Annotated in this window: 1 protein-coding gene; it reads right to left on the bottom strand. The window is 43.2% G+C overall.

Going from position 1 to position 458, the window contains the following annotated elements; translation table 11 throughout:
• Positions 1–458 (bottom strand): portal protein (locus J7R05_RS08020; protein WP_484479011.1); only part of this gene is annotated, 458 nt, incomplete at both ends.

Below are 458 nucleotides of genomic sequence, written 5' to 3'. Positions count from 1 at the left end.
AGCCATAATGCCGCCTTTAGCTTGGCTATTGAGGATAGACATCACTTGACTAAAATATTTATTCGGCCATCTTTGCGGGTCTTTTGCCGGCCTGACAATGCCAGAAAACTGGTTTGTAAGCTTATCCAACGTGGCTGTTATGCATTCCCATCCAAGCGGCCCATCAGGGGCTAATGGTCTGTCAGGCTTGCCTAAAAGACGACGCCCTAAAAAAGCACGCTTAACCTCCTTTGTATGAAAGCTCGCACCTTGAATTTGCGGTACAAGCATTTGCAGCTGTTTAAGCTCTTGGGCACTAGAATCACGCATCTGACCTGTTTGAAGATCTTCTGCTTTGTAATAAGGCTCATATTCAAACCAACAACACTCAACAAACGTAACATAACGTTTCCTTGAAACTGCATCTGTTCCATTATTGTGATCACTATAAGCATCAAGGGAAACATGATAATCTTCAA

This window comes from Bartonella capreoli (genome assembly GCF_902813205.1).
Taxonomy (GTDB): domain Bacteria; phylum Pseudomonadota; class Alphaproteobacteria; order Rhizobiales; family Rhizobiaceae; genus Bartonella; species Bartonella schoenbuchensis.
Note: the sequence above shows the minus strand (reverse complement) of the source record. Positions and strands in the feature narration are given on the sequence as shown.